Annotated in this window: 8 protein-coding genes; 3 read left to right on the forward strand and 5 right to left on the reverse strand. The window is 66.6% G+C overall.

Translation table 11 applies throughout. From position 1 onward, the window contains the following. Positions 1 to 5 precede the first annotated feature (5 nt). On the forward strand, positions 6 to 857 hold the full coding sequence (locus AC1DCZ_RS08960; RefSeq protein ID WP_476974259.1) for a hypothetical protein: 852 nt from the start codon (positions 6 to 8) through the stop codon (positions 855 to 857). 14 nt (positions 858 to 871) lie between these two features. On the opposite strand, the gene AC1DCZ_RS08965 is transcribed toward AC1DCZ_RS08960, so the two are convergent. After that, positions 872 to 1,483, reverse strand: a complete 612-nt coding sequence (locus AC1DCZ_RS08965; RefSeq protein WP_476894175.1) for a hypothetical protein — start codon at positions 1,481 to 1,483, stop codon at positions 872 to 874. Between the two features lie 48 nt (positions 1,484 to 1,531). After that, positions 1,532 to 2,227, reverse strand: coding sequence for a TetR/AcrR family transcriptional regulator (locus tag AC1DCZ_RS08970; RefSeq protein ID WP_476974260.1), 696 nt, complete (start codon positions 2,225 to 2,227; stop codon positions 1,532 to 1,534). A gap of 114 nt (positions 2,228 to 2,341) precedes the next feature. Between AC1DCZ_RS08970 and galE the strand changes: the two genes are divergently transcribed. Beyond that, a complete protein-coding gene (gene galE / locus AC1DCZ_RS08975; protein WP_476974261.1) occupies positions 2,342 to 3,355 on the forward strand; it encodes a UDP-glucose 4-epimerase GalE in 1,014 nt (337 codons plus the stop codon). Positions 3,356 to 3,430: 75 nt separating this feature from the next. On the opposite strand, the gene AC1DCZ_RS08980 is transcribed toward galE, so the two are convergent. The 3 genes from AC1DCZ_RS08980 to fdxA all read right to left on the reverse strand — a co-directional run bounded on the left by AC1DCZ_RS08980 (position 3,431) and on the right by fdxA (position 6,431). Continuing rightward, complete coding sequence (locus AC1DCZ_RS08980) at positions 3,431 to 4,714, reverse strand: citrate synthase (RefSeq protein WP_476894172.1); 1,284 nt, start codon at positions 4,712 to 4,714, stop codon at positions 3,431 to 3,433. A gap of 229 nt (positions 4,715 to 4,943) precedes the next feature. Beyond that, complete coding sequence (gene dapC / locus AC1DCZ_RS08985) at positions 4,944 to 6,092, reverse strand: succinyldiaminopimelate transaminase (protein WP_476974262.1); 1,149 nt, start codon at positions 6,090 to 6,092, stop codon at positions 4,944 to 4,946. A gap of 12 nt (positions 6,093 to 6,104) precedes the next feature. Further along, entirely contained in the window at positions 6,105 to 6,431 is a 327-nt protein-coding gene (fdxA, locus tag AC1DCZ_RS08990) for a ferredoxin (protein ID WP_476894170.1), read from the reverse strand. Positions 6,432 to 6,581: 150 nt separating this feature from the next. Here fdxA and AC1DCZ_RS08995 point away from each other — a divergent pair, with 150 nt between their 5' ends. Further along, positions 6,582 to 6,830 (forward strand): putative acetyltransferase, encoded by a 249-nt coding sequence (locus tag AC1DCZ_RS08995; RefSeq protein WP_476974263.1) that lies wholly within the window; start codon positions 6,582 to 6,584, stop codon positions 6,828 to 6,830. The last annotated feature ends 351 nt before the right edge of the window (positions 6,831 to 7,181 follow it).

Consider the following 7,181-nt stretch of genomic DNA (forward strand, 5'->3'; position numbering starts at 1 on the left):
GTTTCGTGGCACGAAGAGGGAGCTGGCGCCGCCGGATCGTGCTGCTGCTGACCCTTGCGATGGTCGCGGGCGGGATCTACACGGCGGTGGCCATTTTGCAGCGTTCGGACGCACTGATTACCGAGCGCTGCACAGCCGCGGGCAGCGGCGGCGACGACCTCGCCACCGACCAGGCAGCCAACGCCGCCCTCATCACGGCCGTCTCCGTCCAGCGCGGACTTCCGGCCAGGGCCGCGAGCATCGCGCTGGCCACGTCCATGCAGGAATCAAAACTGCGCAACATCAGCCACGGGGACCAGGCGGGCCCGGATTCCCGGGGACTGTTCCAGCAGCGGCCTTCCCAGGGGTGGGGCACAGCCGAACAGGTGATGGACCCCTACCACGCCACCAACGCGTTCTACGATGCCCTCGTAAAAGTCCCCGGCTACCAGTCGCTGGAAATCACGGCGGCCGCGCAGCAGGTCCAGCACTCGGCCTACCCCGGCGCCTACGCCCAACACGAAGGGATGGCCCGTGCGTTTGCTTCCGCGCTGAGCGGCCAGGCGGCCGCCGGCCTGGACTGCTCGCTGCGCGCAGCGGACGCCGGCGGCGATCCGGCCGTCGTTCAGGCGGCGCTGACGGCGTCCTTCGGGGACCTGCCGGTGTCTGCCGACGGCAAAACGCTGCTCGTGGACGCCGACGGGACGCAGGCCTGGGCCGTGGCGCAGTGGGCTGTGGCCAACGCGAAACCGCTCTCCATCACCGACGTCCAGGTGGACGGCCGCGACTGGAACCGGCAGTCGCGCAACGGCTGGCAATCGTCCCAGGTGCCGGCAGGGCAGGTCCGGGTCACGGTCGCCAGCCCGCCCGCAGGCTAGCTGGACCGGCCCGGTCAGACGAGCAGGTCGACCACGGGCTGCACGTAGCTCCGGAACAGCTCCGGCTGGGACAGCAGCTCATGGCTCATGATGATCTTGTCCGGCTCGAGGTACCAGGCCCGCGGCTCCGCCAACGGCAGCTCGATGATGGTCAGGGTGAAGTCCCGGGCGGGACGGCCCACCTCCAGCAGCCGGTCATCCACCATGTCGGCGAGCAGTTGCGCGGCGCCGCTGGCTTCCCGCTCCGCTTCGAGGCCCACATATTCTCCCCGTCGTTCGCGGGCCCACGTCAGCGCAGCGCCGAAGTGCGCCTGCAGCACCCGCCTGAGCGCCGGGGAATTGCTGAACGCGCGGAAGCCGGGCGGGCCCAGCTCGGGCGACATTTCGGGATGGGCCTTCAACAGCTGCTCCCACCACGCCTCCCACTCGGTTTTCAGGGCCGGGGCACCGCCCACCTCCGCGATGAGGTTCGAATGGTCGGAGGCGCGTATTTTCGGTGCCACGGGGCTCAGCGCCGGCTGTCCGGCACTGTTCAGGCCGGCTGCGTCACGGACGTAAAGCGCGATGAGCATGGGACCGGACGTGTCCATAGTGATCCGCCAGCCAGGCCCGCCTGTGTGGTGCATCCAATTGCCTCCCTTGGCAAGACGTACGATCCCAGTGTATTCCCGAAGCTAAGGCCCGGTAATGGCCGGCAGCCTGGCTGCCAGGCTCGCCACATGGGCTTCCAGCACATCTTTGCACACCTGGGAAGTCATCCATTCCGGCTGCAGCAGGGCATGCATCGTGAGCCCGTCCAACGTGGCCAGCAGCCGCTCGGCCTCAGTGACCAGCCGGTGCTGCTCGCTGCCCTCCGTTTCGGCCTTCATGCCTGCAGAAGGGGGATGGCCCTCGGCCGCCGTTTCCGCGGCGGGGGCGGCGAAAAGCTCCATCACGAGCCGCCCGACGATCGCTGCTACGGCGCGATGGCTGCGGTCGGCCTCAGCCGCCAGGAAGGGTTTGGTCCGGGCCGCGTTCTTGAAGGCCATCCAGACGCAGGCATCGACGGCGCGGTCCTCGTCCAGGGGAAGAAATTCACCCAGCAGGGTTAACACGCCTGCGTGGTGTTCGGCTGTACCCGGCGGCAGGGCCGCCAGCTGAGCCTCCGCGGCGGCGAGACGGCCGACGATCCGGTCCACGACCACGCCAAACGAGTGGGTGAGCAGTTCATCACTGCTCGCGAAATAGTGGCGTACGGAACCCACCGCCAGTTCCGCCTCGTCCGCCACTTCCCGGAGGGACGCCCGTTCGAGCCCGTCCACTGCGATGATGCGGAAGACCGCTTCGACTACTTCCTGGCGCCGGAGTGCGGCGTCGACAAATTTTGGCACTGGACTTTTTTAGCACGGATGTGCGCGAACCCCCGTCAGGCGCACCGGCCGGCGGCACGGTTGTCCTGGCCGTCACACGGAAAGCCGCCCTCCGGTTTGGGATAGCGTAGGGGCATGAAAATTTTGGTTACTGGCGGCACCGGCTACATCGGTTCGCACACTGTCCTGTCCCTGCAGGAAGCCGGCCATGACGTGGTGGTCATCGACAACCTGGTGAACTCCAGTGAGGAGTCGCTCCGGCGGGTCGCCGAGCTCAGCGGCAAGCCCGCCGTCTTCCACCACGCGGACTTGGTCGACGAGGCCGCCGTCGACGCCGTCTTCGCGGAACACGCGATCGACGCCGTCATCCACTTCGCAGGCCTCAAAGCCGTCGGGGAGTCCGTCCGGGAGCCCCTCAGGTATTACCACAACAACCTCGTGGGCACCCTGAACCTGCTCCGCGTGATGGACCGGCACGATGTCCGCTCCATCGTCTTCAGTTCCTCGGCCACGGTCTACGGCGAGCACAACCCGATTCCGTACATCGAGAAGATGGAGATCGGCGCCAACAATCCGTACGGCCGGACCAAGGAACAGATCGAGGACATCCTCTCGGACCTCGGCACCGCCGATACCCGTTGGCACATTGCCCTCCTGCGCTACTTCAACCCGGTCGGCGCGCACCCCTCCGGCCGGATCGGCGAGGACCCGCAGGGCATCCCCAACAACCTTGTACCGTTCATCGCCCAGGTGGCCGTGGGCCGGCGCGAGAAGCTCATGGTCTTCGGGGGCGACTACGACACCCCGGACGGCACCTGCCTGCGCGACTACATCCATGTGGTGGACCTGGCCGGCGGGCACGTCGCCGCGTTGAACCATGTGGCGGAGCGGGCCGGCGTGTACCGCTGGAACCTCGGCTCGGGGAAAGGCACGTCCGTCCTGGAGGTGCTGCGCTCGTTCGAAAAGGCCGCGGGCCGTCCGCTCCCCCACGAGGTCACCGGACGACGGCCCGGGGACCTCCCTGCCTTCTGGGCGGACGCGTCCTCGGCCCTGGCCGATCTCAGCTGGTCCACGACCAAGACGGTCGATGAGATGTGCGAGGACCACTGGCGCTGGCAGAAGAACAACCCGATGGGCTACACCAGCTGATCCCCGTGTTCAACGACGCCGGCCGCGCACCTCTCAAGGTGCGCGGCCGGCGTCGTGGTGCTGTTCTTTAGTGCATTACACGGAGGGGTAGTTGCGCTCCGGCTCGCCGATGTAGAGCTGCCGCGGGCGGCCGATCTTGGTGTTGGGGTCGCTGATCATTTCGCGCCACTGGGCGATCCAGCCCGGCAGGCGCCCGATCGCGAAGAGGACGGTGAACATCTTCTCCGGGAAGCCCATGGCCTTGTAGATCAGGCCGGTGTAGAAGTCCACGTTGGGGTAGAGCTTGCGCTGGATGAAGTAGTCATCGTTCAGGGCCTTTTCCTCGAGCCGCAAGGCGATGTCCAGGAGCTCGTCGTTGCCGCCGAGCTTCGTGAGAATCTCGTGGGCGGTGGCTTTCACGATCTTGGCGCGCGGGTCGTAGTTCTTGTAGACACGGTGTCCGAAGCCCATGAGGCGGACGCCGTCCTCCTTGTTCTTGACCTTCTCCATGTAGTCCTCCGGCTTGGTGCCGTCGGCCTGGATCTGGCGCAGCATCTTCAGCACGGCCTCGTTGGCTCCGCCGTGGGCGGGGCCAAAGAGGGCGTTGATGCCGGCAGAGACGGAGGCGAAGAGATTGGCGTTGGACGAGCCGACCAGCCGGACCGTGGAGGTCGAGCAGTTCTGCTCGTGGTCGGCGTGCAGGATGAGGAGCAGGTCCAGCGCCTTGGCGACGACCGGATCCACTTCGTATTGCTCGGCCGGCAGGCCGAAGCTCAGGCGCAGGAAGTTTTCCACGAGGTTGTGTGAGTTGTCCGGGTAGAGCATGGGCTGACCAATGCTCTTCTTCAGGGCGTAGGCGGCGATGACCGGCATCTTGGCCAGCAGCCGGTAGGTGGAGACCTCTACCTGCTCGGCGTTGAAGGGATCCAGTGAGTCCTGGTAGAACGTGGAGAGCGCGGACACGGCCGAGGACAGGACCGGCATCGGGTGCGCGTCGCGGGGGAAGCCGCTGAAGAAGCCCTTCAGCTCCTCGTGCAGCAGGGTGTGGTGTCGGATCCGCTGGTCAAACGCTTCCAGTTCGATGGCGGTCGGCAGGTTGCCGTAGATCAGCAGGTAGGAAACTTCCAGGAAGCTCGAGTGCTGGGCCAGCTGCTCGATCGGGTAGCCGCGGTACCGAAGGACACCGGCGTCGCCGTCGATGTAGGTGATCGCCGACGTCGTGGCCGCGGTGTTCATGAAACCGGGGTCGAAGGCTACGGCGCCGGTCTGCTTCAGCAGCTTGGAAACGTCGTAGCCTTCGTTTCCTTCTACAACCTTAATGCGCGGGAGTTCGAGCTCGCCGCCGGCATGGCGCAGGGTTGCGCTGGTGGTCTCAGTCATGGAGTCTCCTCTGAGGCGTCGGGGCCTCTGTAGAAAGCTGGTCCAACTTCTGGTGAAGCCGCCCACGGAACCTGTTCTTGGACACAAATTCCAACGGCTGCGCTGCCTTCTTGTGGAAAGCCACCATTGATAGTCAGTTAAAAACTACCGGCAGTTTCCGGGTGGCACTAATCCAAAGCCATCCGGAACCGGCCAAAAGCGCCCAGATGTGGCACGTGTCACAGCATTGTTACACCCCGGCCGCCAGCCGGGAAACGGCGGCATCGATCCGTTCGTCGCTTGCGGTCAGCGCCACCCGGATGAATCCGTTGCCCGCGTCGCCATAGAAGACGCCGGGCCCGACGACGATTCCGCGGTCGGCCAGCCTGCCCACGGTGTCCCAGGTAGCTTCGCCCGCGGTGGCCCAGAGATACAGGCCCGCATGGGATTCGTGGATTTCCAGTCCGAAGCTTCGCAGGGCAGGCACAATCCTTTCGCGGCGGCCGCGGTACAGGTCTTTCTGCGCCTGGACGTGGGCGTCGTCGCCGAGGGCCACGCGCATGGCTTCCTGGACCGGATACGGAACGATCATGCCTGCGTGCTTCCGGCTGTTGACCAGGTTCGCCATGATGCCCGGATCCCCGGCAACGAACGCGGCCCGGTAACCGGCCAGGTTGGACTGCTTGCTCAGCGAGTAGACAGCCAGCAGGCCCTCGTGGGAGCCCTCCGCAACTTCGGGGTCCAGGACGCTGGGAACGGGCGCTCCCCCACGCTGGACGTCCCACTCCCCCCAGCCGAGTTCGGCGTAGCACTCGTCCGAGGCGACCACGGCTCCGAGCTCGCGGGCCTGGCCGACGATCCGCCGCAGCGAGGCGAGGTCCCGGACGCTGCCGGTGGGGTTGGCCGGTGAATTGATCCAGACCAGGCGGACGCGGGACCGCGTGGCGGGGTCGAGCTCGTCGAGGTCGTCCGCTGCAATCTGCTCGGCACCCGCGAACGTGGCTCCGATGTCATAGGTCGGGTACGCCACGGTGGGCCGGACGACGACGTCCCCTGGCTTCAGTCCGAGCAGGAGCGGCAGCCACGCCACAAGTTCCTTGGAGCCGACGGTGGGCATCACGTTCTGCGGATCCAGTCCGGGCACCCCGCGGCGGCGTTCAAACCACCTTGCGATGGCTTCGCGGAGGGCGGGCGTGCCGTGGACGGTCGGGTATCCGGGGGCGTTGGCCGCGGACCGCAGGGCCTCCTGCACCAGGACCGGCGTGGCATCGACGGGGGTGCCGATCGAAAGATTCGCGGCTCCCCCCGGATGCCGGGCTGCCCGGGCGAGGTACGGCGCCATGGCCTCCCACGGGTAGTCGGGCAGGCTGAGGCCGAAGCTGCGCACCGCAGGGGTCACCGCCGCGCCGCCCTAGCTGTCCTGGTTCTGCGGCGGCAGGGCGGCAATCATGGGATGGTCAGTGTGCGTGTTGCCGACCTTCGCTGCGCCGCCCGGTGACCCCAGATCGTCAAAGAATTCGACGTTGGCCTTGTAGTAATCGGCCCACTCCTCGGGAGTGTCGTCCTCGTAGTAGATCGCCTCCACCGGGCAGACCGGTTCGCAGGCGCCGCAGTCCACGCATTCGTCGGGGTGGATGTACAGGGAACGCTCACCCTCGTAGATGCAATCGACGGGGCACTCCTCAATACATGCCTTGTCTTTCACATCTACACACGGCTGCGCGATTACGTAGGTCACGACCCTTGCCTCTCCACGTTTGTCCGGCGACCGGCCGGATAGTTGCCCCGGCCTGTCGCCGGGCTGCTGACATTTGAGCCTATTATCTCCCAGCCTGTTCCCGCGAACCTAGCCGGGCGTCATAGACGCTGCGCGTCTTACTATGAACGGGTGAGCTCACCATTGCCGCTGCCCCAGCAATTCCTGTCCGGCGCCCCCCTCGGTACTCGTGTTGTGGTCAGGTACAGGATCGACGGCGGGCTGACGGATGCGCTCGGCGAACTCGTGGACCGGGCCGATGGCCGGTGCACGGTCCGCACCCGGCGCGCCGACGTCGACATAGCGCTGGCGCTCGTGGTGGCCGCCAAAGAAGTACCCCCGCCCCCGCCACGGCGGGCCCCCCGCCGGCCTCTTCCCTGAGCTGCCAGTGGACATGCCCTCCCGCGGCGACCGGCAAGGGACATGCCCTCCTCTGGGTTCCGGCAACGTCCCCGCACCAATGGACATGCCCTTCCGCCGCGATCGGCACCGGACATGCCGCGTCAATGTCCATTCGTGGCCGCACACGATGGACATGTCCTCCCACGGTGACCGGCAACGCCCCCGCACCAATGGACATGCCCTCCAGCCGGGACCGGCACCGGACATGCCGCGTCAATGTCCATTCGTGGCCGCACACGATGGACATGTCCTCCCACGGTGACCGGCAACGCCCCCGCACCAATGGACATGCCCTCCMGCCGSGAYCGGCACCGGACATGCCGCGTCAAT

It is taken from the genome of Arthrobacter sp. 10N418, from assembly GCF_056394725.1.